A 26187-nucleotide genomic window follows, 5' to 3' on the forward strand; every position below is an offset into this window, starting at 1 on the left:
GGTGAAAAGGATGATATTAGAAGCGAAGGATTTAAATTATTATTATCAGGATGGCGAACAGCGCCGTTATATTTTAAAGGATACATCGATTTCTTTTGAGAAGGGGAAGTTTTACACGATTTTAGGGCAGTCCGGTTCAGGAAAAACCACCCTGCTATCGTTACTCAGTGCTCTGGATTCACCGCATAGCGGAGAGATATTATTTAACGATGAAGATATTAAGAAAATTGGTTATGAAAAATATCGCCGCAATAATATCGGTATTATTTTTCAAAGCTATAATTTAATTCCGACATTTACTGCTGTTGAAAATGTATTGGTGCCGATGACCATTACCGAAAATGAGATTCCAAGTGATAAGGAAACGGTCGCTTATAATTTACTGGATTATATTGGGATAGTGAAAAATAAGGCAGATCGTCTTGTTAATAAGCTATCTGGGGGAGAGCAGCAGCGTGTGGCAATTGCCCGTGCGCTGGCGACCAATGTGGAATTAATTCTTGCCGATGAACCTACTGGAAATCTGGATGAAGAGATGGAACAGGAAATCATTGATATTTTTAAAAGATTAGCACATGAACATGGGAAATGTGTCATTGTGGTAACGCACTCCAATGAAATTGCTGTACAGTCTGATCAGGCTTTCCGTTTGAAGAAGGGTGTTCTATCTTCCTATGAGTGATTTTTTATCAAAATTTAATAAAGATAAGTATGATGATCTGGTAAATGAAAAAGAGGACAAGGAATTGGGGGATAAGGAAGACAAGAAAGCGGGGCAACCTGAAAAAACAGAGCCGCAGCAAAAGCAAAAAGAGCAGGATGCTGCTGTGAAAAAAGAAGAGACAGTATCTGAGAGAAAGGCTCCCTCGCAGACAGAGCTATCCTCCAGAAGCAGTCGCCGGCAGGATTCGGAAGAAGAAGTAGAGATTGATATGGATTATCGTAGGAAGAAAAAACGTCGTATGTGGTTTATTATTTCAGGGGCAGTCTTAGCCTGTATATTGATTTTCTTCATTTACTATATGCTTGTTCATGTAAAGGTCGATGATTTTGTAGGTCAGCCCGTAGCAGAAGCTCGTTCCTGGGCTGGGGAAAATGATATCGAAGTCGAATTGGAGCAGGAATATAGTATGGAGTATGATGCAAATGTAGTTATTTCCCAAAGCATCTCTGAAGGGAAGCAAATACGAAAAGGTAAGACGCTGACGTTGGCCAGCAGTTTAGGTCCTGATCCAGAGGAGAATATTCCACTCGTTGATTTTTCAGAAATGACACAGGAAGAAGCACAAGCGTGGATCGATGAAAATAAAGCAGAGAACCTGCAGATGGTCACAGAATATAGTGATGATATCGAAGAAGGAGACTTTATTAAATTTTCCATGAAGGATAGTAACATAGATGAATCAGAATACAAGCGAAAAGATAGTGCTGCGGTCTACTATTCCAGAGGGCAAGAAGTTTTCGAGAAGAATATCACCATACCTGATTTTACAGGAGTTTCCAAAGAAGAAGTAGAAAAATGGGCAGAAACCAATGAAATAGAGATGACCTATGAAGAGTCAGATTCTGACAGCGTGGAAGCGGGTAATATTATTAGTCAAAGTGAAGCCCCGGAAGAAAAAATTGCAAAAAGAGATAAAATGGAAGTCGTTGTTTCCGTAGGGGAAGCAACCGTTGTTCCCAACTTTGGTGAAGTATCTCCAGAAGAAGCGGCGATAAATTATCCAGATTTAAATGTGACAGTGAAGCAGGTTTTTCATGCAGATGTTGCTTATGGAACAATGATTTCACAATCGATTGAGCCAGATACGAAGCTGACGGAAAACGACGATAAAAATATTACGGTTACGTACTCACAAGGCAGGCCGTACTTACAAGATTTCCGTGGACAGTCAGAAGGTGATTTGCCAAGACTATTTCATGAACAATATAAGTCAAAAGGTGCGGATATTAATTATATTGTGAAATATGTTGATTCACCAGAACTAAAGGGAACAGTGGTTGATATGGGTGTTTTTAATGAATTTGTGCCGATGACTTATACGGTGGAGGTAAGAATTAGTAATAATGCATCTGCACCGCCTAATCCGCCAGATTTTTCTGAGGAAGATCCAGATATGTATCCGGAGCCTGAGCCGGATGCTGGTGAAGACGATTCTGATGAGGAAGTACCAATCGAACCAGAGGCAGACCTTGAAGTAGATGAGAAATAATATAAGAGCAGGAGTACATCCTTTATTAGGACAGTGCTCCTGTTTTTTGGAGTAATCAGCTTGTTAAAGATTGTATGCCAGCTGAAAATTGTTCGATATGTGGAACTTAATTTATTGGGAGTTTACAGCTCAGTTCCACTACGATAAAATTAGTTGCTTATCTTTCTGTAATGTTTAAAATGGGTGAGTTTTAATCCTTATCTAATTGTAATAAGGCTTCTTCAGGAACTTCTTCTTCCATAACTTCTATCCAGCCTTTTCCATAGCTTCCCGATGTATCTATGCGCAGGAAAGCATCTGACCGGAGCTCTCGATCTATCACTCTTATAATTTGCTGTTCATCCCCTTCTTCGTTATATCCTGAAAAAACATATTTATAATTTCCAGTCCACAGCTTCTCGTAATTATTATCTGCTGTTTCAGTATAATAGGTTTCCACCGGGTGCTGTAATAACCAGTCGGTTAATGGAATGATGCCGGCTGTCGTTTTTTGGATGACTACGGCTGTAATGGTTAATATAATGAGCGTTCCAAACGATACTTTCACTGCTTTTTTCATATGATGAAGCTCCTTTTCGTTCTATATTGTTAACTTTAGTGTAAGGAGAATGGCAGTTTGTAGAAATCGTTTTTTCTTACAGTTATCTTACATATTTGTAAGGTGAACATGCTTTCTCTACTTTTGTAGTTCGTTTCAATTTGTGTAATAATTGTAAAAAAATAAGAGTGCTAAAAAAGGGGAATACAGATGCAAAGCATTATGATTGTAGAGGATGATCCTAAAATTTCGAAGCATTTACAAAATTATATTGAAAAATATGGTTACCAGGTCTCGTTTATCACGGATTTTGAACGGGTTATAGAAGTGTTTCAAAAGGCAAAGCCTGATCTGGTGCTATTGGATATTAATTTGCCAAGCTATGATGGTTTTTATTGGTGCAGACAAATCCGAAAAGAATCTACCTGTCCAGTGATTTTTATTTCCGCACGGACGGGAGAGATGGATCAGGTGATGGCACTGGAAAATGGAGGCGATGATTTTATAACGAAGCCGTTCAGTGCTGAAATTGTAATGGCTAAAATACGGAGCCAATTACGCCGTGCCTATGGAGAATATGCACAGGACGCGAAGGAGCGTTTCTTGGAAGTAGAAGGATTAAAGCTTTTGCCAGAACGATTAGAATTAACTTTTGCCGGAAAGGATACATTTTTATCAAAAAAAGAAGCAGATATTATCGAAACGTTAATGAATCGGTATCCGCGTGTTGCCGGCAGGGAGGATTTGCTGGAAAAACTGTGGGATGATCAGACCTATGTTGATGAAAATACGTTAAACGTCAATATAACCAGAGTACGGAAAAAGCTGCAGACTGTCGGGATAAAGGATGGGGTAGAAACGGTCAGAGGTGTTGGTTACCGGTTGAAAAGTATGTTTAAAGAAGAATGATGTAAATAAGAAGAGGTGTTATGATGCAGTTTAAAACAGTTGAAGAGAGTGACTTGGTTACATGCAGTAAACTATTTTTAAACGTTTTTAATGAGGAGCCGTGGAATGATGAATGGACATTAGAAAAGGCTGAAAAATATTTATCAGATTTTTATCAGACTCCTGGATTTTTTGGCGTGTCAGCGCTTGAAAATAATGAGATTATCGGATTTATTTTTGGAGTGTGTCGTGTGTGGTGGAGCGGAGATGAGTTTTTTATTAATGAAATGTGCGTAAACACGGATCAACAGAATAAAGGAGTCGGGAAAGCGCTCATAAATTATTTGGAGAAAGTAATGGATGCAAATAGGATTTCCACGATTTCTCTGTTAACGGATAGAGGAATACCTGCAGAAGAATTCTATAAGAAAAATGGCTTTAAAGAAATTGATAGAATAGTCTTTCTGAGTCGTGATGTTTAAATAAAAAAGATATTTATTCATTTTACATAAAAGTACAATTAAAAAAGTCAGAAAAATGTCTCAGGATTCAAAGGAGATTAGCAATGAAGTTATTTTTAAAGGAACATGCTTTACTGATTGCTCTCAATATATTACAATTTGCTGCTATTTTGCTTATTTATTGGCTGGATGGTTACCGGAATCTGCTTTCGGCATTGTATGCAGTTTTTATCGGATTCTTTTTTCTTACCAGTTATCTTTTTTATCAATATTTCAGTCGGCGTGCATTTTATCAACGTTTAAGCAACCCTTTGGAAACATTGGATGAATCATTGCAGAAAAACAGCCAGCACCCTGTTTCAGATGCATTGAATGAACTTTTGCGAAGTCAGTATAAACATTATCAGCAGAAAATAAATACGATTGAAAAAGAGAGGGAAGAGCATCTTAAGCTGATGGATCAATGGGTGCATCAGATGAAGACGCCTATCTCAGTTATTGAGCTTACTGCCCAGAGCCTGGATGAGCCGGACTCGTCCAGTATCCGGGAAGAAACGGAGCGGATGAAGTCTGGATTAAATACGATTCTTTATATGGCAAGACTGCGGACAATTGAGCAGGATTTTCATATCAAACCGATTCATCTGGAATCATTGGTTCATGAAGTAAACGGAGAAAACAAACGATTCTACATACGTAATAAAGTCTACCCTAAAGTGGAAGAAAAAACAAAAGGGCTGATTGTGCAGACAGATGAAAAGTGGCTTTTCTTTATTTTGACCCAGCTTATTTTAAATGCCGTAAAGTATTCAGCAGGAAAAAGCAATTCAATGCTTATCTCTATTTATGAAAGAGAGAAAGAAGCGGTCTTGGAAGTGAAGGATTTTGGAGTAGGAATTCCAGAAGCGGATCAGAAACGTATTTTTGATGCTTTTTATACTGGTGAAAACGGCAGGAAATTTAGAGAGTCTACCGGGATGGGGCTGTATTTGATAAGAGAGGCAGTGGAGCACCTCCATCATCGTATTGAATTTGAGTCACAGGTTGGAGAGGGTGCAACGTTTCGGGTGATTTTCTCGGAAACGCAAAACCTTACATCAATGTAAGGTAATTGAAAGAAATTTCGATAGTTTCTTCCTTAAGAGCAGCGATATACTAAGGTTAAATCAAATGATAAGGAAGGAAGTATTTTTATGCTGAAAGTAAGACAGGTCAGTAAAGTATATGAAGGAAAGGTCTCCTATCGTGCATTGTCAGATATTAATTTGACGGTAGAGGATAGTGAATTTGTTGGAATCATGGGACCTTCAGGAAGCGGTAAGACAACTTTATTAAACATGATTGCTACAATCGACGAGCCGACAACAGGTGAAATCTTAATTAATGGGAAGGACCCGAATCGTCTGAAAAAAGAAAAGCTGGCTCAATTCCGCAGACGGGAATTAGGATTTGTATTTCAGGATTTTAATCTGCTTCATACGCTGACGGTGGAAGAAAATATGGTGCTGCCATTAACGCTTGACGGCAGTAAGGTAAGTGAAATGAAGAAAAAAGCAAAGGAAATTGCTGAGAAGCTGGGAATAACTGAAATAATGAATAAAAGAACATATGAAATTTCCGGCGGTCAGGCACAGAGAGCAGCTGTTGCCCGGGCGATGATCCATACGCCGAAGCTTTTGCTTGCTGATGAGCCAACAGGAAATCTGGATTCAAAATCATCTAAAGACGTAATGGAAATGCTGGAGGCAATTAATGAAAAGGAAAAAACAACAATGCTTTTGGTAACACATGATCCGCAGGCAGCGAGCTATTGCAATCGTGTTGTATTTATCCGTGATGGCAAGTTTTACTCGGAAATCCACCGTGGAAATAACCGGCAGGCTTTTTTTCAAAAGATCATCGACACACTCTCATTAATGGGAGGGGATTCCAATGACTTTTCGTCAGTTCGCATTTAATAATGTCATCCGGAATAAACGGCTGTATGCTGCGTATTTTTTGACAAGTCTTTTTACAGTGATGGTGTTTTTTACCTTTTCTATTTTTGCTTCTCATCCGCAGCTGACTGGAGATAATATGGATTCTTATGTCAGCTTTGGAATGAATGTTGCAGCAGGGATTATCTATGTATTTTCCTTTTTCTTTGTACTTTATTCAATGAGTTCCTTCTTGCAATCGCGGAAAAAGGAATTTGGCTTATTGATGATTCAAGGTATGAGCATGAAGCAGATTCGCTCGATGGTATTTTTGGAGAATATGTTTATCGGCTTGTTAGCTACTATTGGCGGTATTGGATTAGGATTAATTTTTTCCAAGGTGATTCTATTAATTGCTGAAAATGTGCTCATTATTGAGAATGAATTGCCTTTTTATTTTCCAACACAGCCTATTTTACTGACATTTGGCTGTTTTATCGTATTATTTTTCTTGATTTCTTTATTTGTATCGTATATTTTGCGGAGTCGGAAATTGATTGATTTAATCAAAGGAGATAAAAAGTCAAAAGGAGAGCCGAAAGCAAATCTATTTTTAACCATCCTGGCAGTTCTATTGCTTGGAACAGGATATGCGGTTGCTTTGATAGTGGAAGGATTACAGGTGATTTTTGCAATGATTCCGGTTGTTATTGTCGTGATTATTGGCACGTATCTCCTGTTTACACAATTAAGTGTATCTATCATCCGGCGTTTGAAGAAGAAAGAGAATGTTTTCTGGTATAAAACAAATATGATTCTCTTCTCTGATCTATCTTTTAGAATGAAGGATAATGCAAGATCTTTTTTCTTAGTAGCGATTATTTCTACGGTAGCTTTTAGTGCGATTGGAACGTTGTATGGGTTTCAGTCATACATTACTGCAGGAATAAAGCAGGTGAACCAAACTACGATTTCTTATCAGGATTATGATACTGGAAATGAGCAAGCAAATGTTTCATATATTGCTGAAACACTGCAAGGGGCAAATATTGATATGGACAAGGAGCGGGTAACGCTCCATTACTATGAATTACCTGACGAAACACTGGTTTTAATTACCAAAGAATCCGATTATAATCGAATCGCAGGTTTAAGTGATAATGAAATCATTCAAGTAGAAGATGGCGCTCCGGCTTTAATGGAGCCTGAAATGATCTTTCTTAATATCGGTGGAGATAATTCGGGTCAGCAGGAAGCGGAGATATTAAAAGATGCTGTGCTTGAATTAGATGGAGGCACGGTTTTAGAACCTGTACAGCTGGTATCGTCCAACGTATTGCCTTCTACAACGAAATATTATGTTGTTTCTGATCAGGATTTTGAGAATTTTCCGGAACCTGCCATAGAGGAAAATTACTATGCATGGCAGGAAACAGAAGATAGTGAGATTCCCCTGGGAATAGCAGAGAAATTGAATGATAGGCTGTCTACGGAAGGGATCAGGATAGGTCAGTATGAAGAGTATGTAGTAAATAAAGCCTACGGGCCAATTCTGTTTGTCGGCTTATTTATCGGCATCGTCTTTTTTGTATCATCCGGAAGCTTTCTTTATTTCCGACTCTACTCCGATTTGGATGAAGATAAGAAAAAATTCCAGGCGATAACGAAAATGGGGTTAACTGAAAAAGAATTGAAGAAAGTATTAAACAGGCAAACAGCACTTCTTTTCTTTGCACCGATTTTTGTTGCGCTGATTCATGGAGCAGTCGCGTTAACAGCACTTTCCAATATGTTTTTCTACAGTCTGGTGAAGGAATCAGCAATGGTACTTGGATTGTTCTTAGCCATTCAAATTGTATATTTCTTTATTGTCCGTTTTTATTATATCCGGCAGGTGAAACAAGCATTGCAGTAATGGCATATTTAATAAAAAAGGCTTCAAACAGCAAGAAACGCATTGATTTCTGTTGTATGAAGCTTTTTTTACAGATTCTCATTTTTAGACGGGAATAATACGGCATCATTCCAAAAATTATTTATTATTCCGGCAAACTCTTGAGGATTATCTGTGTTTGCTTCGTGTTCAGCCTTCTGAATGATTTTTAACCTTGCCCCGGCTATCCGGCTGTTTAGCTGGGCAGCTGCTTTTCGATTTGGCTTATCTTTTTCCCCGCATAGAATAAGAGCTTGACAGGATATCTCTGTTAATTGCTGACTGAAGTCTAATTCCTTCATCGACGTGGTTAATTGAATCACGTCCTTTTTAGGTAATCCCATTTCTTGCACTTTAAGAAAGTATAAAGAATCTAAGGAAAAAAGTATAAGCGCAACTAAGGCAATCCTATGCCTTTCAGGCTTGGCTTGCCAAGTTTTCTTTAAAATACCGAATTTGGCAATAATCGAAACATAACATTTTGTACAGCAAGAAGAAACCGCGGCATTTTATATTGGGCGTTCAATAAAATAAGTGAATGTACTTTCTCTGGACGATCGAGTGCATAATTTAAAGAGAGAACAGCGCCTAAAGAAAGGCCGCATAGATGAATTGGGCCATCCAGACCTTCGCAATAATCGAAAAAATGCTGGTATAGATGACGATAATCCATTTTGTCTTCTTAAAGTAATGGAAATAGGTCAGGGGTAGCTATTTGTTGTGAATCTATTTGTAAGTACGCTATTGTTTTTCGCCAGCTGGAGCTATTTTGGCCAAGCCCGTGGACAAATATATAGGTCATTGTTATCTCATCGTCCTAATGAATAATTTATTTCTATTATATCGGAAAATACGAGGGACAGGGCAAATGATGTTTAAATGTATGGAATCATTATGGGAATATATTGTAAAATAAGTTCATATAATAGAGAAATTTGAATGGGAGGTATTTGCATGCATATCGCTATTTATTGCGGCGCAAGTCTTGGTATAGACCCGGCCTATCAGGAAGCAGCCAAAAGAGTTGGGAAATGGATTGCTGAAAAAAGGAATACATTAGTTTATGGTGGCGGAAAAGCTGGTTTAATGGGCGTTGTTGCGGATGAAGTATTAGCAAATCAGGGGGAAGTTATCGGGGTTATCCCTGAATTCTTAGTGGAAAGGGAGTTGAGTCATCCACATTTAACCACTTTAGAAATTGTTGACTCGATGACTGTAAGGAAAAATAAAATGATTGCATTAGGTGATTGCTACATAGCACTTCCCGGAGGACCAGGAACTTTAGAGGAAATCACAGAAGTAGTATCCTGGGCGAGAGTCGGACAAAATAATAATCCTTGTATTCTCTTTAACCAGAATGGGTACTATGATAGTCTTGCCAGATTTTATGATGACATGGTAGAGAACGGGTTTTTATCAAAGCAGGATAGAGAAAGAATCTTATTTTCAGATTCTCTGGAAGAGATTGAAGCGTTTATTTCTAATTATACACCGCCTGGGGTACGACAATATACGGAAAATGTTTCAAGCTAGGATTGTAGTGAACAGTAGAAGGGAAATAAATAAGAAGGAGCACTTATTCCAAACAAATAAGTGTTAACTTAATTATTAAAAGGATATTTCTGGGGTTTTATATTCAAAATCCAATCAACGAATGTTAAATATGACAATAATGTTTTTTGTTCGTGTTTCATTGACAAATGTTGCGTATGTTAGTAATATAATAATGGAAATTTAATAGAAATGCGTATAATTTCGGGGATATGGCCCAGAGTTTCTACCAGACTGCCGTAAATAGTCTGACTACGCAGCGGAATGACTCTTACATGTTCAGATGATATCTGGAAAGTAGAAAATGAATGTCCGCTGTTCCTATAGAAACTCTCAAATGATTTGAGAGTTTTTTTGCAGTGTAAGAACGATATGAAAGTGCGGTAAGGCGGACCGCATAAAGTGAAGCTTCCTTCAATGGGGGACTTTTCATGTCTCACTTATAATATTTAACCTTTTTCCATTCTTGAAGCGGGAGTCTTATAGCCGGTTACACTGCGATAAAATTTGTGGAACTTTTCTATCTGAGAGAATATCCAAAAATCTTGGTGAAAATGGAGGAAAAGAGTTCATGAGTAAATTTTTTGAGTTTGAAAAACTAGGTACGAATTTTCGGACAGAGTTTATAGCTGGTTTAACAACTTTTCTGGCTATGGCTTATATTTTATTTGTTAACCCGAGTATTTTAGGAGAATCGGGTATGGATCAGGAAGCGGTATTTGCTGCAACAGCTATTGCGGCTGCTTTTGGTTCAATTATTATGGGAGTCCTTGCTAAATATCCAGTAGCACTTGCACCTGGTATGGGATTGAATGCATTTTTTACATATACCGTAGTAATTGGCTTTGGTATTCCCTGGGAAACTGCACTTGCAGGTGTTTTAGCTTCTGGAATTATCTTTATTGGTTTAACGATGACAGGAATTCGTGAAATTATTATTAATGCCATCCCGCCAAGCTTGAAACATGCGGTTGGAGCAGGGATCGGGTTATTTATTGCATTTATCGGCTTGAAAAATGCACAAATTGTTCAGGAAGACCCGGCAACAATTATTGCACTTGGTGATTTATCATCGCCAACGGTGTTATTAGCTATCTTTGGGATTGTGGTCTCTGTTATTTTAATTACGGTTGGTGTAAAAGCAGGTATTTTTTATGGGATGATTATCAGCTCGATTGCCGGTATGATTTTTGGATTAATTCCAGTACCATCTGGTATCAGTGGAATTGTCAGCAGTGCACCAAGCTTGGCACCAACATTTGGACAAGCTTTTATCCATTTTGATCAGATTTTTACAATGCAAATGCTAGTTGTTATTTTGACCTTTTTATTTGTAAATTTCTTTGATACGGCTGGGACATTGGTTGCTGTTGCGACCAAAGCAGGATTGATGAAAGATAATAAATTACCAAGAGCGGGTAAAGCGCTGTTTGCAGATGCATCTGCCAGTGTGGTAGGGGCTGCTGTCGGTACATCTACAACAACTTCTTTTGTGGAGTCTACATCCGGAGTAAGTGTAGGCGGACGTTCCGGATTAACAGCAGTAGTAACAGGCTTGTTCTTCCTGTTAGCATTATTTTTCTCGCCTTTGCTAAGTGTGGTAACGAATGAAGTGACTGCACCAGCATTGATTATTGTCGGTGTTTTAATGGCAAGCAGCTTGAAGGATATTCCTTGGGACAAATTTGAGATTGCTGTACCAGCTTTCTTTACGGTGTTAATGATGCCGGTAACCGCCAGTATTGCATCAGGTATTGCGATTGGGTTTATTTTCTACCCGATTACCATGCTTGTAAAAGGACGTGCCAAGGAAGTTCATCCGATTATGTATGTGTTGTTCGTTGTCTTTGCACTGTATTTTATCTTTTTAACTTAAATAATAAAAGCTTGAATAGACAGGGAGAGTGCATTTTTGATGGCATTCTCCCTGTTATCGTATTTTTTGAATATGCCATAACAGGAGAAATGAATGATGACGTAATTCTAAAAATTTATATGAATGGGAATAAACTTATAGCTTTTGACCTATTGTAAACTAATTTAGAATTACATATCATTATTAAATAGTATTAAAAATGATATTACTAACTCAAATGAGAGAGGAAGAGCAGAGATGAAAAAATGGCTAATGCTATGTATGGCATTACTCATTTGTATCGCATTAGTTGCTTGTGGATCAAATGATTCAAACGATGATGAAGATACGAATGGTAATGAAACTGCAGAAGATACAACAGAAGATGCTGCAGAAGACGAAAGTGCGGATGCTGAGGAGGATACTGCAACAGAAGAGAATGACGCTGAAGAAGAGTCAAATGCAGATGCAGAAGGGGAAGCAGATACTGAAAATGATGCAGCTGCAGAGTCTCAAGCTTTTGACTTTGATCCAACTGGAGAGAATACGGTAACACTTCAGTTAGAAGAAGCTGGTGTTATTGTAAAACTAACTTATAAAGCAGATGGTGACATGGTTTATGAACAGACCGCAGACAATGAGATACCGTATTCTACAATAGGGGCGTCTACACAGGAAGAAGCAGAAGAGATAATGGGAGAGTATACTTCAGAATATGAAGATGTAGAAGGGGTAACTCATAATTTGGAATATCTGGATGACAAAATCGTTGAAACTTTAACGGTAAATTATAATGAAGCCGACGCAAATGAAGTAAGTCAATTGACAGGAGCTGATTTTGAGGGAGACTTAAGTCGTGGTGTAAGTCTGCAGCAATCTGTTCAAATGCTTCAAGCGCAAGGTTATGAGATCGTTGAAGAATAATTATTAAAAAGAGAATAATTGCATAGAAATTATTACGAAAAAACACAATTTTTCCATTATGGATTGTGTACCATTGATTAGACAAGTCAAAATTAAAATAGCCGGACACCAGAACCGTGTCCGGCTATTTTAATTTTGTAACCCTTTAAGAAAGTATAAAGAATTTAAGGAATAAAATATAAATGCAACGCTTTTCAGTGAGTAATCGCAACCCCAGAAGTTCTGATAGAGAAAAGTCGCACCGAAAACCATTGATTACTAGCCCCACCGCTTTATGTCTATGGCAAAAGTTTTCGTGGGCTCGTCACAAAAGGCCTGGTGACAACAAATTTTTCTAAAGAATGTTCGGATTTTCTCTATTTCTGAAGTAGGATCTTATAGCCAGTTACACTGCGATAAAATAATAAGGAGGAAATAAAATGAAGCCTATTGTTGGAGTAACAGCATCAATGGAAGTAGATGGCATGGAATATAAGATGAACGTGCGAAATATAAGGGCTATTGAACAAGCAGGGGGCATTCCGGTCATTCTACCGTATTATAGTGATTATCAGGAAATAGCTGCATTACTTGATAAAATGGATGGTCTCTATTTGCCTGGTGGCTATGACATCGACCCCTCCTTATTTCAAGAAGAGCCAAATCCTCATCTCGGCACAATCATTCCTGAAAGAGATCGGCTGGAGAAGGAAATTATCCCGCATTTTTTAGACAAAGATAAGCCGGTACTGGGGGTTTGCCGTGGGTGCCAAATTTTAAATGTCGTTACCGGAGGAACCATGTATCAGGATTTAGTTTCACAATATCCGAAGCCATTAATTCAGCATACTCAAAAAGCAGCCTTTCATCATCGTTCGCATGCTATCTCTGTATCTCCTGCTTCCTTATTAGAAAAGTTAGTGCAGGCAACAGAAATCAGGGTGAACAGCTATCATCATCAGGCTAATCGTTCTCTGGGGAAAGATTTTATGATTTCTGCTGTGGCAGGTGATGGCGTTATAGAAGCCTTTGAAAGTAAAAAACATCGCTTTGTTTTAGGTGTGCAGTGGCATCCGGAAGGGTTAATTAATCATCCGGATGACCCATCATTGGCTATTTACCGAAGATTTATTCAGGCGTGTAAAGAAAAATAGATTGCTGTTATTGTTTTAAAGGAGACTGCTACTTCGCAACCGCTAAAAATTCTTAATGATTTAGATGCTGTCTTAGAGGATTGATAATATCATTAACCCCTGCAGTCTGTGTTTTGCAGGGATTAATCTAGTTCCTTGATATAGCAGACACATTGGTGCTTTCTTTGAGTGTGGGCAAACTGTTCAGGATTTTCTCCAGTATAATGTGCAAAAGCAGTGGCAGGAAAAAGCTGCTCTGTTGTAGTTTGAAAATGACTTTTGATCTCATCTTCCTCAAAATAAATATGATAATAAGAATCAACCATCGTAAAGCCCATTTTTACATACCAATTCTGGACCCATTTATCGTCCCGTGTCCACGCTTCAAAACGGTTCAAATTTCGCACCTTCGCAATTTTTTCAGCCTCATTCAACAATGCTTGGCCAATTCCTTGCCGGGAATAATCGGGATGAACTGCAATATGCCAGATCATTCCTCCTAAATCGCTGCCACGGGAGCAGACTGTTCTTTCTTCCACTTCATATTCAATATCAATCAACCCGGCAATGTTTCCATCTGCTTCTGCGACAAGTTCAATAGAGGGATTCTCATAGGTCTCTTTTTCCTGAAGAACATTATCAAAGTAAGCTGTTTCTAAAAAAGCGAGTACACGGCATTGAAGCCAACTTTTTTCATCAGCTGGTGTATATGCTCTGATCTTCATATCTTTCCCACTTTCCAAACTTCAGTGAATTTAGGTGTCGTAATAAAAAAAGAGAGACCTTCCAAAATACAATGATCAGGTCTCTATAAAGATTTCATTCTGTTTCATTTTCTGCCAAAGATTGAATCACTTTGGAAGATTCTTTCGCAAAATCTATCGATGCTTCGTAATAATCTTTTCCTTGCTCTAAAAGAGAAAAGTCGCCAATTTCAATAAATAATTTTGTGCTGTTTCCCATATCTTCTAATGAATAACGGTAGGCAACTTCCCCTTGCTCTGGTTTGATTTTCCAGCCTGTTCCATGTAAATCAATAATCAGCTCTTTTTCTTTTTCCGCTTTTATAATGGTAGTAATAGACTGCTCTCCGTTTGGTAAATCCCAGACTACCTTGCTGTCTACCTTCATTGGCTCTTCCGGGTAGTTTTCAGGTAATTCATCCCACTGCGCTACATATTTAGGCAGTGTTAATACTTCCCAAACTTTTTCTGGAGATGCGTTTATTATTATTTCTTCTGTAACAATCAGTTGTTTTTTCACTGTAATCCCTCCACATGATGTTTTTGAGAACTATGAACTCCAGTTTTCAGCAATAAATTCATCCCTGCCTGACTTAGCGCGGTCTTCTTCATATGCTGCTTTGCTTTTTTTATAAAAATCCTGATGATAATCTTCAGCGGGATAAAAGACAGCTGCTGCTTTAATTTCTGTTACAATCGGTTTAGCAAACCGTCCGCTGTCCGCCAGTGCCTGCCTGGATTGCTCAGCAAGCTCTTTCTGTTCTTCATTATGATAAAAGATTGCCGTTCTATACTGCTCGCCCCGATCCTGAAACTGTCCATCCGGATCAGTCGGATCAATCTGCGGCCAGTACAGGTCAAGAATCATCTGATAATCAATAATGGAATCATCATAAGTAATCTCTACCGCTTCATAATGTCCCGTTTTCCCCTGTTTCACTTGTTCATAAGCCGGATTTTCTATGTGTCCGCCTGTATAACCGGATATAACCTGGTGTACGCCATCCCATTGGTCAAAAGGCTTCACCATACACCAGAAGCAGCCGCCGGCAAATGTTGCTTTTTGTATTGTCATGTTAACCCCTCCTTGAGGCTTTTCAAAAGTCACGATAATTTGTAGAATGAAATTAATATAACATAATTTAAGTATTTTTAGAAATAAGGTGACATCATGGAAGAACCATTTGTACATAGGATTTTTAATAATAAACAGAATGAAATTAAAAATAGTATGTATTTATCCAGATTAGGATTTGCCAAAGAGAATCCGGAAAAAAAGAAAGCTATCTTTGACAAAAGTATTTTTGCTTTTCCTGTTAAGCATTATAATGAACCAGACACAAAGAAATTATTTACAGAACGAGCAGGTGAAAAAAAGGAAAACTTCTCTGTCCTGGAAATGGAAGAGCACTCTGTTTTTGTTGGAGATATTTACCGGCTGGGAAAAGCAGTCATTCAAGTATCTCAGCCTGGGCGGGTGTCGCAAAGAGAAATGGAAAATGGATTAAAAACGGGCTGGTACTTTCGGGTGCTAGAGGAAGGAAAGATTCAGCCTGCAAAAGATTTACAGCTGATAGAACGCCCAAATCCCAAATGGTCTATTGCAGCGTGTAATGAAGTGATGTACTTAGATCGTGAAAATTTATGGAGTGCGGATCAGCTGTTTCATTGCACAGATTTGGGGATTATCTGGAGGAAAACATTGCGAAAGAGATTAAGAGGATTTTAGGAAGACTGCATGGCAGCAGGCTGGAGCTCTATCACCAGAAATAGCGATGATAAGAGGAAGTGATTAACCCTTAAATTAGTTTTCTTGATATTCCATAATCAATCAATGCTTCATAAGGATCTCCGGTTAATCCAAGCATATGGCAAAATGCCTGCTCTGTGTTAAAGCCCTGTTCTTTGAGGGCAATAATTTTATTCTTCCATAATGGATTCTCGTCCAGCAGAAATTTTTCAATAATCATGTGCAGATAAGCATACTGCTGTGATACCGGTTGAGCTTGTCCAAATAATTCAAATTCAAAATCCTGATAGATGAAATTTGCTTTTACAATGGATTTGTTTCTAATTCTCTTCTGTTTGAGCATGAATAGAGGATAGGAGCTGTAGAGAAAATTTATTTTATCTGCAAAAGAATGGAGGTCATGGACTTCCATAATTATATCTAAATCAGAGGAAGCCGTATCTATACCAAGCGGTACGGTTCCACATAGACTTGGGGAATATATTTTCAAATCCTCCATGATGTTCATCTGATTAATCACTTTATACGCTTTTCTCTGTTTTTCATTCCCGGACTTTAGATACTTCATATTATCTAACATCGCCTTCACCTCATTGACTAGTTTACAGAAGAGATAACAATATTAAAAGGATACCGAAATCACTTTTTTAATAAAGTATGAATGTGGTCTAGCTGTTGATGCAAAATCATATGAATATAGAAAAATCCTTTATACAATATTTTCTTATAGCGCACTTTACTAAATTTGTGATAAATTAAAGTAACTGTATTTCACATATGGATACGAGTGTTTTATTCAAGAGAATAAAGGGAAGCAATAAAGGGGTGTGGTGTCTCTTTTGATACGTTTTTCTTCTGTCTGAAGTTACAATTTAATAGAGTTGAAGGAGGAATCAATATGTTAGAGAATGCACTCATTATGCTGGCAATTATATTTACCGTTAATGTATTATACGTATCATTGATGACGATTCGTATGATTCTAACATTAAAGGGCAGAACCTATATTGCTGCATTCGTGAGTATGTTTGAAATTGTTATTTATGTTGTCGGTTTGGGGTTAGTATTAGATAACCTTGATCAGATCCAAAATCTGATCGCTTATGCGATTGGTTTTGCGACAGGTTTAATTATTGGTTCCAGAATTGAAGAAAAGCTTGCACTTGGGTACATTACGGTGAATGTCGTCTCTGCAAACCCTGATTTAAACTTCACTCGGCGTCTTCGTGAAAAAGGCTATGGTGTAACAAGCTGGTCCTCCTATGGAATGGATGGCGACAGACTTTCCGTTCAAATTTTAACACCGAGGAAATATGAATTGAATCTATATCAGGCAATTCAGGAAATTGATCCAAAAGCATTTATTATTTCCTATGAACCAAAGCGGATTCACGGCGGGTTCTGGGTAAAGCAGGTTCGTAAAGGGAAATTAATGCGAAAAGAGAATAAACCAAAGGAACAAGTACAAAATGAAAGCCAATCATAAAGGGAAGCACCAAAAACCGAACATTAATTTAATGTAAAGCTGAAATTGTTCGACATTATCTTGCAATTTTTTATTTTATTTGGTATGCTAAAGCCAACAATTGAAAATGCCTCATATATACTTGAGAATATGGCTCAAAAGTTTCTACCCGGCACCGTAAATGACTGGACTATGAGGGAGGATGAGCTGTTGTTCTAAAGAACAGCAGATGTTGAATGATGCTTATATAAAGGATGTTCAAAAGTCCGAATAACCATATTTTGAACATCCTTTAAACGAAGTCTATTCATCTTCCCTTATGGAAGACGAATAGACTTTTTTGTGTTTTAACAATTTAGTGAATTGATTTCTAAACGAAGGGGCTTTTGCTGCGCGAATGTCAGCTGCCATTGAAGAGGCAATCTTATAAATGTAAAAGTGTTTTCTGTTTTAATTTACTAATTTGTTTTCGTTTTTCACTTCTATTATAAAGGTTACAACAAAATCAGAAAGATAAACCAGCCAAAGAAAAACACGGAAAGCGTATGGTGTTTTCGGAGCGGCAGAATCAGTACAATCTATGTTTTAATCAAAAACCAAACATTAACACAACAACCACTTTTTAAAATCCGTAAAAAACTAAAAACAGAAAGAGGGATTTGATGGCTCAAGTCGGTGTCATTATGGGAAGTATCTCAGACTGGGAAACAATGCAGCATACCTGCAAAGAACTTGAAACGCTAAATATCAGCTATGAAAAAGAGGTTATTTCAGCTCACCGAACACCAGATGATATGTTTGCCTATGCGCAGAGTGCACGGGAAAAAGGCCTGAAAGTCATTATTGCCGGAGCTGGCGGAGCAGCGCATCTGCCGGGGATGGTAGCTTCACAGACAACGCTGCCGGTTATCGGAGTTCCTGTGGAAAGCAAAGCACTTCAGGGAGTCGATTCACTCTTATCGATTGTTCAAATGCCCGGTGGTGTACCAACTGCAACCGTTGCGATTGGTAAAGCAGGTGCAAAGAATGCCGCCATTTTAGCAGCGCAGATTATCAGCACATTTGATAAAGAGGCAGAAAAGGCGTTAGATGAATACCGTACAGCAATGAAGGATGCTGTTCAGGAAATGAGGGATCAGCTTGCAACCTATTAAAACAATCTTGCCTCCTCAGACGATTGGAATTATTGGCGGTGGTCAGCTTGGCAGAATGATGGCAATTGCGGCAAGATATATGGGCTATCGCATTGTTGTGTTAGACCCGGCTCCGAATTGTCCGACAGCACAGGTTGCTGATGAGCAGATTATCGCAGATTATGCAGAAATAAAGGCAGTAAAAGAATTAATTGAAAAAGCCGATGTGATTACATATGAATTTGAAAATGTAGACTTAGATGCTGCAGAGCTTATTCAGAATGCAGGGAAGCTTCCACAAGGCGCATTAGCTTTAGAGGTTACACAGAACAGGGAAAAGGAGAAGCAGCTTATTGCTGATTTAGAGCTCCCTGTTCCTGCTTTTCGGATTGTGAAAACGGAGGAAGCCTGCATAGAAGCACTATCCATTATTCCGCTGCCCGCAGTCATTAAAACCTGCCGGGGAGGATATGACGGAAAAGGTCAGCTGAAGCTTGAATCGGAAGAAGATAAAAATGCGGCTTTAGCATTTTTCAGAGAGCATGGCTATTGTATAATAGAACGGTGGATTCCTTTTGATAAAGAAATCTCGGTTGTCTTTACAAGGTCGCAGCAGGGGAATATTACGTTTTTCCCGGTTGCAGAGAATGAACATCGTGACCATATCCTCTATAAAACGACGATTCCGGCAGCTATTGACGCTGCACTTGAAGAGAAGGCGTATGCCATGACGGCGAAAATTGCCGAAAGAATGGAGATTGTCGGTACTTTTGCGATAGAGATGTTTGTCGGTGAGGATACGATTTATATGAATGAAATGGCGCCAAGACCGCATAACTCTGGCCATTATACGATTGAAGGCTGCAATGTCTCTCAATTCGCCCAGCATATCCGGGCAATTTGCGGGCTGCCGCTCATTCCTGTTCATCTGCATCAGCCAACCGCAATGATTAATATTTTAGGAGAATCCCTTCCAAAAGCAATCGAGTTTACCACAAATCATGATTATGGATTTCTTCATCTTTATGGAAAGGAAGAACCGAAAGAAAAGCGTAAAATGGGACATATGACATTTACAGCGGAAACAGCCGAAGCTTTACGGAAACAATTGGATATTTTTGAGGAGGCTATACAACAATGATCGAACGTTATACAAGAGAAGAAATGGGCAATATCTGGACGGAGGAAAATAAATTTAAAGCTTGGCTGGAGGTGGAAATTCTGGCCTGTGAAGCATGGAGTAAGCTTGGATTTATTCCGGAAGAAGATGTTAGGAAACTGCGTGAGAATGCTTCCTTTGATATCCATCGCATTTATGAGATTGAGCAGGAAACACGTCATGATGTTGTCGCATTTACCCGTGCTGTATCAGAAACTTTAGGAGAAGAAAGAAAATGGGTTCACTATGGTTTGACTTCTACAGATGTTGTGGATACCGCTCTTTCTTATTTATTAAAGCAGGCAAATACTATTTTAAGAGACGGTCTGACCCGTTTTGTCGGTATTTTAGAAGAAAAAGCGAAAGAACATAAGCATACAGTCATGATGGGGCGCACGCACGGTGTCCATGCAGAGCCGACTACATTTGGTTTGAAGATGGCTCTGTGGTATGAGGAAATGAAGCGGAATTTGGAGCGTTTTGAGCTTGCTGCGGCAAATGTGGAGTTTGGCAAAATCTCTGGAGCGGTTGGGACCTATGCCAATATCGATCCATATGTAGAGCAGTATGTTTGCGAAAAGCTGGGTACATCGCCAGCACCGGTTTCCACACAAACCTTACAGCGTGACCGTCATGCCGCCTATTTATCCACACTTGCTTTGATTGCGACATCAATTGAAAAGTTCGCAACAGAGATCCGCGGATTGCAAAAAACAGAAACAAGAGAAGTAGAGGAGCGTTTTGCAAAAGGGCAAAAAGGATCTTCAGCGATGCCGCATAAGCGTAATCCGATTGGTTCAGAGAATATGACAGGAATGGCACGCGTTATCCGTGGTTACATGGTAACGGCTTATGAAAATGTTGCATTGTGGCATGAACGTGATATTTCGCATTCCTCCGCAGAGCGTGTCATTTTACCGGATGCGACGATTGCGCTGGATTACATGCTGCACCGTTTTGGAAATATTGTGGAGAACTTAACGGTATTTCCGGAAAATATGAAGCGTAACATTGACCGTACACATGGTGTTATTTTCTCTCAGCGTGTGCTTCTATCTTTGATTGATAAAGGAATGGCACGTGAGGCAGCTTATGATATTGTGCAGCCAAAAGCAATGGAGGCATGGGAAACAGCGACTTCCTTTAAAGAACTGGTAGAGCAGGATGAGCGGATTACAAGCAAGTTAACGCAGGCAGAAATTGATGATTGCTTTGACTATACCTATCATTTAAAGAATGTGGATCAGATCTTCACAAAAATTGGATTAGCATAGGAGGATTCCAATATGGAACTTGAGCTTTTATATGAAGGAAAAGCAAAGAAGGTTTATCAATCGGACACGAATGAAAATCACTTGATTCTCGCTTATAAAAATGATGCAACAGCTTTTAACGGTGAGAAGAAAGCTCAGTTTACAGGGAAGGGGAGACTCAATAATGAGATCTCCTCCCTCCTATTCAAGGCATTAGAGGACAAAGGAATTCAGTCTCATTTTATCAAACGGCTGGATTCTACTACGCAAATGGTTCAGAAAACAGATATTATTCCGTTAGAAGTGGTAATTCGGAATATTGCGACAGGTAGTATTACAAAGCGTCTGGGTATCCAGGAGAAATCTCCTTTTGAACCAGCATTAGCAGAATTATTTTACAAGGATGACCGTTTAGGGGACCCGTTGATAAATGATGAGCATGCGCTTTATTTAACGGATATTACAGAGGAAGAACTGAGCAGCATCAAGGAGAAAGCAAGACAGGTGAATCTGGCATTAACAGAAATATTTGCTGCTATCGGTGTCCGGCTGGTTGATTTTAAATTGGAATTTGGCAGAAACCGGGAAGGACAGATTCTGCTTTCCGATGAGGTATCACCGGACACTTGCAGATTATGGGATATGGAAACGAATGAAAAGCTGGATAAAGATGTTTTTCGGCAAGACACAGGAGATTTGATTACCGTATATGAAGAAATACTAAATCGTTTGGAGGCGCAGCTATGAAGAAGGTGCAGGTATACATTACATTAAAACAAGGTGTTTTAGATCCGCAGGGGAAAGCAATTCAAACTTCGCTTCATTCCTTGGATTATCCGGAAGTAGAAGACGTTCGTGTCGGAAAATATATTGAACTTCAAGTAGAGGAAGGGCCAGACTTAGAGAAAAGAGTGACACAAATGTGTGAGCAGTTATTGGCGAATCCGGTTATTGAAGATTATCGGATTGAGCTAGAGGGGGCACGATAATTGTGAAGGTAGCTGTGATTGTTTTTCCAGGTTCCAATTGTGACAGGGATATGTATCATGCAGCCGGAGAGATTGCAGGTGCTGAAGCGAGCCTTGTCTGGTATACCGATACGCATTTACTGGATGATGTGGACGGTATTCTTATTCCGGGCGGATTCTCATATGGAGATTACTTGCGCTCAGGATCGATGGCCTCTACATCGGATATTATGAATAAAATCCGTGAGCACGCTGAAAAAGGAAAACCGGTTTTAGGTATTTGCAATGGATTTCAGATATTGACCGAATCCGGACTTTTACCCGGGGCGTTAATGCGCAATAAACATCTTTCTTTTATGTGTCATCAGGAAGAATTGGTTGTTGAGGATAACGAGAATATTTTCACAACACTGTATGAGAAAAATGAAGTTGTCCGCTTTCCGATAGCACATGGGGAAGGTAATTACTTCTGTGATGATGAAACGTTACTCGAATTAAAAGATAATAATCAAATCGTATTCACTTATAAAAATAATCCGAATGGCTCTGTTTCAGATATTGCCGGTATTCGTAATAAAGCTGGTAACGTGCTGGGCATGATGCCGCATCCGGAACGGGCAGTGGAAGCATTATTAGGAAGTGATGATGGACTACGACTATTTCAATCTTTGATTGCGAATTGGAGGAGCAGCAATGCAGTTAACGCATAATATTGATCCAGAAAAAATAGAACAAGACCGATTGTATCAAGATATGGGCTTAAGTGATGAGGAGTTTGAGAAAATCAAAACGATCCTTGGCCGCCGTCCGAATTTTACGGAGACGGGCATCTTCTCTGTCATGTGGTCAGAGCATTGCAGCTATAAAACATCGAAACCGTTGTTGAGAAAGTTTCCGACAGAAGGTCCCAATGTCTTGCAGGGACCGGGAGAAGGTGCCGGAGTTATTGATATTGGCGATGGGCAGGCAGTTGTTTTCAAGGTGGAAAGCCATAACCATCCATCTGCTGTTGAGCCGTATCAGGGAGCGGCAACAGGTGTCGGCGGAATTATCCGTGATGTATTTTCGATGGGAGCCCGTCCGATTGCGTTAATGAATTCTTTGCGTTTTGGACCTTTAACAACTAACCGTACCAAGTATCTTTTCTCAGAAGTCGTGGCCGGTATTGCCGGATATGGAAACTGTGTCGGCGTGCCGACAGTCGGTGGAGAGGTACAATTTGACGACAGCTATGAAGATAACCCGCTTGTCAATGCGATGTGTGTGGGACTGATTAATCATGAGGATGTACAAAAAGGAATTGCTGCCGGTATTGGTAATACAATCCTCTATGCGGGACCGCCAACAGGCCGAGACGGTATTCATGGTGCTACCTTCGCTTCGGATGATTTAGCAGAGGATTCCAATAAAGATCGTCCAGCTGTACAGGTCGGTGATCCATTTATGGAGAAATTGCTAATTGAAGCATGTCTGGAAGTGATCCACTCTGATGCGCTTGTCGGCATGCAGGATATGGGAGCTGCAGGTTTAACCTCTTCGGCGAGTGAAATGGCGAGTAAGGCAGGAACTGGTCTGGAAATGAACTTAGACCTTGTGCCGCAGCGCGAGCAACATATGACTGCTTATGAAATGATGCTGTCTGAATCACAGGAGCGGATGCTTCTTTGTGTCAAAGCAGGTCGTGAACAGGAAATTATTGATATTTTTGAAAAGTACGGTTTGAAATCTGTACCTGTTGGAAAAGTGATCGAGGAAAAAGTATTCCGTATTAAGCATCATGGTGAGGTTGTAGCGGATATTCCCGTTGATTCTTTGGCGGACGATGCGCCTGTGTATCATATGCCTTCAAAGGAAGCAGCATACTATCAGGATTTTCAGCAGATTGATGTAAAGACGCCGGTTGTAGATAATTATGGAGAAACATTAAAGCAATTATTACAGCAGCCGACGATTGCCAGTAAAGAATGGGTATATGATCAATATGATTCGATGGTGCAGACAAATACAGTTGTAACTCCGGGATCAGATGCGGCCGTTGTTCGTATTAAAGGAACGGATAAGGCATTAGCAATTACAACGGACTGTAATTCCCGCTATATTTATTTAGACCCGGAGGAAGGCGGAAAGATTGCTGTTGCAGAAGCAGCCCGTAATATTATCTGCTCTGGAGCGAAGCCATTAGGGCTTACAGATGGATTAAATTTTGGGAATCCGACAAATCCGGAGATCTTCTGGCAAATGGAAAAAAGTGTAGAAGGTATGAGTGCTGCGTGTGAAGCATTACAAACGCCTGTTATCAGCGGAAATGTTTCCTTATACAATCAATCCAAAGGAAAATCTATCTACCCGACACCAGTTGTCGGCATGGTTGGGCTGCATGAATCCACAGCACATATTACACCGAGCTTTTTCCAGGAAGCCGGAGATATCATTTATCTTATTGGTGAAACACGAGATGAATTTGGCGGCAGTGAATTGCAATTTATCCAGAATGGAAGATATGAAGGAAAAGCTCCGCACTTGGATTTAAATATAGAAGCAGAGCGTCAGGAAAAACTCCTTTCTTTCATCCGGCAGGGTAAGATTCAATCTGCTCATGACCTTGCAGAGGGCGGATTAGGGGTTGCTTTAGCAGAATCGTTATTCTCAGAGAAAGACCTTGGTGCAAAAGTGACGCTTTCAGGAGATGCAACAGTTGAGCTGTTCAGCGAAACGCAATCACGCTTTCTTGTTACTGTAAAGCCTGAGAATCAATCAGCTTTTGAAAAAGTATTTACAGATGCGACAAACCTTGGCGAGGTAACAGCGGATCGTCAGTTAACGATAACAGCAAATAATGAAAATATTCTTCAGGAAGCTGCTGCAGAACTAAAAGCACTTTGGAAAGGAGCTATTCCATGCTTGCTGAAATCAAAGGCATAAATGAAGAATGTGGCGTATTCGGTATTTGGGGCCATGAAAAAGCAGCAGAATTAACCTATTACGGATTGCATTCAATGCAGCATCGCGGGCAGGAAGGTGCCGGGATTGTTGTCAGTAAGAATAGACAATTAAAAGGTCATAAACAGCTTGGTCTTGTTAATGATGTCTTTAAGCATGTGAAATTTGGTGATTTTAACGGGGAAATTGCTTTAGGGCATGTCCGTTATGCAACACAAGGTGGAAAAGGGCTTGAGAATGTTCAGCCGCTTGTTTTTCAGTCTCTGACCGGCGGAATGGCATTAGCACATAATGGGAACTTAATGAACGCAACCAAATTACGGGAAGAGCTTGAAAAAGATGGAAGTATTTTTCAAACGACTTCAGATACAGAGGTTTTGGCACATTTGATTAAACGAAGCGGAGAAGTAACTGAAGCAACTATCTCCGAAGCGCTCAACCGTGTCAAAGGTGCCTATGCTTACCTTATTTTAGAGGATGATACTTTATATGCGGCACTGGATCCTGCCGGAATAAGACCACTATCAATTGGCAGATTAGGAGAAGCTTATGTGGTTGCCTCTGAAACCTGTGCCTTTGACCAGATTGGTGCTACTTTTGAACGGGAGGTATTGCCGGGAGAATTGATTAAAATTAATGAAGAAGGTCTGAATTCATACCGGTTTGCACCACGGGGGAAAAGACAGATGTGTGCGATGGAATATGTGTATCTTTCCCGTCCGGACAGCGATGTGAACTATGTTAATGTTCATGCCTCCCGTAAAAAGATGGGTAAAGAGCTTGCTAAGGAAGCTCCAGTGGATGCAGATTTAGTGGTTGGCGTGCCGGACTCCAGTATTTCAGCAGCCATTGGTTATGCAGAAGAAAGCAGGCTTCCCTATGAAATGGGGATTATCAAAAATCGTTATGTCGGAAGAACATTTATCCAGCCGTCTCAGGAATTAAGAGAGCTTGGGGTGAAAATGAAGCTTTCCCCAGTCCGTGGTATTGTAGAGGGAAAGCGTGTCATTATGATTGATGATTCAATTGTCCGCGGAACAACGAGCCGGCGCATTGTCCAAATGCTGAAAGACGCTGGTGCCAGTGAGGTTCATGTGCGTATTGCATCTCCGGCGATAACAGACCCTTGTTATTACGGAATAGATATGTCTACGAAGGAAGAGCTGATCGGGGCAAACAACAGTGTGGAAGAAATTGGCGCCATCATTGGGGCAGACAGTATTGCCTACTTATCTGAGCAGGGGTTGGAAAATGCAATTGTAAAGGATAAAACAATCAATCAGGGTGTCTGCATGGCTTGTATGACTGGTTTATATCCTGTTTCTCCAGCGGATGAGAAGGAAATGGACACATCAAACTGCTAAGATCAAAAATCACTTTGGAGG

Annotated in this window: 28 protein-coding genes and 2 riboswitches; of the genes, 21 read left to right on the forward strand and 7 right to left on the reverse strand. The window is 39.7% G+C overall.

Annotation, left to right across the window (positions count from 1 at the left end; genetic code table 11):
- Window positions 1-10: 10 nt before the first annotated feature.
- Together FLK20_RS11145 and FLK20_RS11150 are read left to right on the forward strand one after the other, a co-directional pair.
- On the forward strand, window positions 11-682 hold the full coding sequence (locus FLK20_RS11145; protein ID WP_152656640.1) for an ABC transporter ATP-binding protein: 672 nt from the start codon (window positions 11-13) through the stop codon (window positions 680-682).
- Window positions 675-2213 carry a PASTA domain-containing protein gene (locus FLK20_RS11150; RefSeq protein ID WP_152656641.1) on the forward strand — a complete coding sequence of 513 codons (1539 nt, stop codon included), beginning with the start codon at window positions 675-677 and terminating at the stop codon, window positions 2211-2213. Before FLK20_RS11145 ends, FLK20_RS11150 begins: the two co-directional genes overlap by 8 nt.
- A gap of 190 nt (window positions 2214-2403) precedes the next feature.
- Here the strand turns inward: FLK20_RS11150 and FLK20_RS11155 are convergent, their stop codons facing one another.
- Window positions 2404-2772: a YxeA family protein gene (locus tag FLK20_RS11155; RefSeq protein ID WP_152656642.1), complete on the reverse strand. Its 369-nt coding sequence runs from the start codon at window positions 2770-2772 to the stop codon at window positions 2404-2406.
- A 189-nt stretch (window positions 2773-2961) separates the two neighbouring features.
- Here FLK20_RS11155 and FLK20_RS11160 point away from each other — a divergent pair, with 189 nt between their 5' ends.
- From FLK20_RS11160 to FLK20_RS11180, 5 genes are all read left to right on the forward strand, one after another.
- Window positions 2962-3660: a response regulator transcription factor gene (locus tag FLK20_RS11160; protein ID WP_152656643.1), complete on the forward strand. Its 699-nt coding sequence runs from the start codon at window positions 2962-2964 to the stop codon at window positions 3658-3660.
- 23 nt (window positions 3661-3683) lie between these two features.
- A complete protein-coding gene (locus FLK20_RS11165) occupies window positions 3684-4121 on the forward strand; it encodes a GNAT family N-acetyltransferase (protein WP_152656644.1) in 438 nt (145 codons plus the stop codon).
- An 83-nt stretch (window positions 4122-4204) separates the two neighbouring features.
- Window positions 4205-5206, forward strand: a complete 1002-nt coding sequence (locus FLK20_RS11170) for a sensor histidine kinase (RefSeq protein WP_152656645.1) — start codon at window positions 4205-4207, stop codon at window positions 5204-5206.
- An 87-nt stretch (window positions 5207-5293) separates the two neighbouring features.
- Window positions 5294-6058, forward strand: a complete 765-nt coding sequence (locus FLK20_RS11175) for an ABC transporter ATP-binding protein (RefSeq protein ID WP_152656646.1) — start codon at window positions 5294-5296, stop codon at window positions 6056-6058.
- Window positions 6033-7931, forward strand: a complete 1899-nt coding sequence (locus FLK20_RS11180; protein WP_152656647.1) for an ABC transporter permease — start codon at window positions 6033-6035, stop codon at window positions 7929-7931. Before FLK20_RS11175 ends, FLK20_RS11180 begins: the two co-directional genes overlap by 26 nt.
- A 68-nt stretch (window positions 7932-7999) precedes the next feature.
- Here FLK20_RS11180 and FLK20_RS11185 read toward each other — a convergent pair whose 3' ends face one another.
- Both FLK20_RS11185 and FLK20_RS11190 read right to left on the reverse strand, forming a co-directional pair.
- Window positions 8000-8293 carry an alpha/beta fold hydrolase gene (locus tag FLK20_RS11185; protein WP_152656648.1) on the reverse strand — a complete coding sequence of 98 codons (294 nt, stop codon included), beginning with the start codon at window positions 8291-8293 and terminating at the stop codon, window positions 8000-8002.
- A gap of 98 nt (window positions 8294-8391) precedes the next feature.
- Entirely contained in the window at window positions 8392-8622 is a 231-nt protein-coding gene (locus FLK20_RS11190; RefSeq protein ID WP_152656649.1) for an alpha/beta fold hydrolase, read from the reverse strand.
- A gap of 281 nt (window positions 8623-8903) precedes the next feature.
- On the opposite strand from FLK20_RS11190, the gene FLK20_RS11195 reads away from it, so the two are divergent.
- The 4 genes from FLK20_RS11195 to FLK20_RS11210 all read left to right on the forward strand — a co-directional run bounded on the left by FLK20_RS11195 (window position 8904) and on the right by FLK20_RS11210 (window position 13412).
- On the forward strand, window positions 8904-9482 hold the full coding sequence (locus FLK20_RS11195) for an LOG family protein (RefSeq protein ID WP_152656650.1): 579 nt from the start codon (window positions 8904-8906) through the stop codon (window positions 9480-9482).
- A gap of 192 nt (window positions 9483-9674) precedes the next feature.
- Window positions 9675-9775: riboswitch (purine riboswitch) on the forward strand.
- Between the two features lie 296 nt (window positions 9776-10071).
- Window positions 10072-11376: an NCS2 family permease gene (locus tag FLK20_RS11200; RefSeq protein ID WP_152656651.1), complete on the forward strand. Its 1305-nt coding sequence runs from the start codon at window positions 10072-10074 to the stop codon at window positions 11374-11376.
- A 237-nt stretch (window positions 11377-11613) separates the two neighbouring features.
- Window positions 11614-12279, forward strand: coding sequence for a YehR family lipoprotein (locus FLK20_RS11205; RefSeq protein WP_152656652.1), 666 nt, complete (start codon window positions 11614-11616; stop codon window positions 12277-12279).
- A gap of 419 nt (window positions 12280-12698) precedes the next feature.
- Entirely contained in the window at window positions 12699-13412 is a 714-nt protein-coding gene (locus tag FLK20_RS11210) for a gamma-glutamyl-gamma-aminobutyrate hydrolase family protein (RefSeq protein WP_152656653.1), read from the forward strand.
- Between the two features lie 122 nt (window positions 13413-13534).
- On the opposite strand, the gene FLK20_RS11215 is transcribed toward FLK20_RS11210, so the two are convergent.
- The 3 genes from FLK20_RS11215 to msrA form a co-directional block, all read right to left on the reverse strand.
- Entirely contained in the window at window positions 13535-14116 is a 582-nt protein-coding gene (locus FLK20_RS11215) for a GNAT family N-acetyltransferase (RefSeq protein ID WP_152656654.1), read from the reverse strand.
- A 94-nt stretch (window positions 14117-14210) separates the two neighbouring features.
- Window positions 14211-14654, reverse strand: coding sequence for an SRPBCC domain-containing protein (locus FLK20_RS11220; protein ID WP_152656655.1), 444 nt, complete (start codon window positions 14652-14654; stop codon window positions 14211-14213).
- A gap of 30 nt (window positions 14655-14684) precedes the next feature.
- Window positions 14685-15209 (reverse strand): peptide-methionine (S)-S-oxide reductase MsrA, encoded by a 525-nt coding sequence (gene msrA, locus FLK20_RS11225; RefSeq protein WP_152656656.1) that lies wholly within the window; start codon window positions 15207-15209, stop codon window positions 14685-14687.
- 96 nt (window positions 15210-15305) lie between these two features.
- Here msrA and FLK20_RS11230 point away from each other — a divergent pair, with 96 nt between their 5' ends.
- Window positions 15306-15863, forward strand: a complete 558-nt coding sequence (locus FLK20_RS11230) for an MOSC domain-containing protein (protein ID WP_152656657.1) — start codon at window positions 15306-15308, stop codon at window positions 15861-15863.
- Window positions 15864-15933: 70 nt separating this feature from the next.
- Here FLK20_RS11230 and FLK20_RS11235 read toward each other — a convergent pair whose 3' ends face one another.
- Window positions 15934-16464, reverse strand: a complete 531-nt coding sequence (locus tag FLK20_RS11235) for a DUF4269 domain-containing protein (protein ID WP_152656658.1) — start codon at window positions 16462-16464, stop codon at window positions 15934-15936.
- Between the two features lie 318 nt (window positions 16465-16782).
- Here FLK20_RS11235 and FLK20_RS11240 point away from each other — a divergent pair, with 318 nt between their 5' ends.
- From FLK20_RS11240 to purF, 9 genes are all read left to right on the forward strand, one after another.
- The gene (locus FLK20_RS11240) at window positions 16783-17370 is read left to right on the forward strand and encodes a DUF2179 domain-containing protein (protein WP_152656659.1); all 588 of its coding nucleotides are present in this window, start codon (window positions 16783-16785) and stop codon (window positions 17368-17370) included.
- A gap of 91 nt (window positions 17371-17461) precedes the next feature.
- Window positions 17462-17562: riboswitch (purine riboswitch) on the forward strand.
- Between the two features lie 449 nt (window positions 17563-18011).
- Window positions 18012-18503 carry a 5-(carboxyamino)imidazole ribonucleotide mutase gene (gene purE / locus FLK20_RS11245; protein WP_152656660.1) on the forward strand — a complete coding sequence of 164 codons (492 nt, stop codon included), beginning with the start codon at window positions 18012-18014 and terminating at the stop codon, window positions 18501-18503.
- Window positions 18490-19623 carry a 5-(carboxyamino)imidazole ribonucleotide synthase gene (gene purK / locus FLK20_RS11250; RefSeq protein ID WP_152656661.1) on the forward strand — a complete coding sequence of 378 codons (1134 nt, stop codon included), beginning with the start codon at window positions 18490-18492 and terminating at the stop codon, window positions 19621-19623. The genes purE and purK overlap by 14 nt, the downstream gene beginning before the upstream one ends.
- Window positions 19620-20915 carry an adenylosuccinate lyase gene (purB, locus tag FLK20_RS11255; RefSeq protein WP_152656662.1) on the forward strand — a complete coding sequence of 432 codons (1296 nt, stop codon included), beginning with the start codon at window positions 19620-19622 and terminating at the stop codon, window positions 20913-20915. The genes purK and purB overlap by 4 nt, the downstream gene beginning before the upstream one ends.
- A gap of 12 nt (window positions 20916-20927) precedes the next feature.
- Window positions 20928-21641, forward strand: a complete 714-nt coding sequence (gene purC / locus FLK20_RS11260) for a phosphoribosylaminoimidazolesuccinocarboxamide synthase (RefSeq protein WP_152656663.1) — start codon at window positions 20928-20930, stop codon at window positions 21639-21641.
- Window positions 21638-21883: a phosphoribosylformylglycinamidine synthase subunit PurS gene (gene purS / locus FLK20_RS11265; protein ID WP_152656664.1), complete on the forward strand. Its 246-nt coding sequence runs from the start codon at window positions 21638-21640 to the stop codon at window positions 21881-21883. The genes purC and purS overlap by 4 nt, the downstream gene beginning before the upstream one ends.
- 2 nt (window positions 21884-21885) lie before the next feature.
- Window positions 21886-22572, forward strand: a complete 687-nt coding sequence (purQ, locus tag FLK20_RS11270) for a phosphoribosylformylglycinamidine synthase subunit PurQ (protein ID WP_152656665.1) — start codon at window positions 21886-21888, stop codon at window positions 22570-22572.
- On the forward strand, window positions 22556-24784 hold the full coding sequence (gene purL, locus FLK20_RS11275) for a phosphoribosylformylglycinamidine synthase subunit PurL (RefSeq protein ID WP_152656666.1): 2229 nt from the start codon (window positions 22556-22558) through the stop codon (window positions 24782-24784). The genes purQ and purL overlap by 17 nt, the downstream gene beginning before the upstream one ends.
- A complete protein-coding gene (purF, locus tag FLK20_RS11280; protein WP_152656667.1) occupies window positions 24760-26166 on the forward strand; it encodes an amidophosphoribosyltransferase in 1407 nt (468 codons plus the stop codon). The genes purL and purF overlap by 25 nt, the downstream gene beginning before the upstream one ends.
- Window positions 26167-26187: the final 21 nt, after the last annotated feature.

Origin of the sequence: Oceanobacillus sp. CFH 90083 (assembly GCF_009389585.1) — a bacterium.
Taxonomy (GTDB): Bacteria; Bacillota; Bacilli; order Bacillales; family Amphibacillaceae; genus Oceanobacillus.